1 pseudogene is annotated in these 282 nt (G+C 52.8%); it reads right to left on the reverse strand.

What is annotated here, in order from left to right:
- Window positions 1–8 precede the first annotated feature (8 nt).
- Window positions 9–282, reverse strand: a pseudogene (locus IB248_RS31190) (integrase); the annotation flags it as partial.

Raw genomic sequence — 282 nt, forward strand, 5'->3', positions numbered from 1 at the left:
GTTACGTTTTATTCCTGAGACATAGGTAACACTTTTGGACCGAAAGGGTTCGGCAAAGGTTCAAGCCTGCATGTCTCATCATCGAAGTATCCCAGATCGTAGTCCATAAAGCTTGTCAGCCAGATATGGTCTTCGACCTGTTTGATGCCGACGGGCTGACCGGCGAAGACCAGACTGAGATTGATCTTCTTCCGCTTGTAGCAGATGCGTCCGCATGTTGTGACGGTGACTGTCTGGTCGTGGAACGGGTAGTCGAGATCGGGTAGGCCGCGGTAGGCGCGC

The sequence above is a fragment of the Rhizobium sp. RHZ01 genome (assembly GCF_014851595.1).
Taxonomy (GTDB): domain Bacteria; phylum Pseudomonadota; class Alphaproteobacteria; order Rhizobiales; family Rhizobiaceae; genus Rhizobium; species Rhizobium altiplani.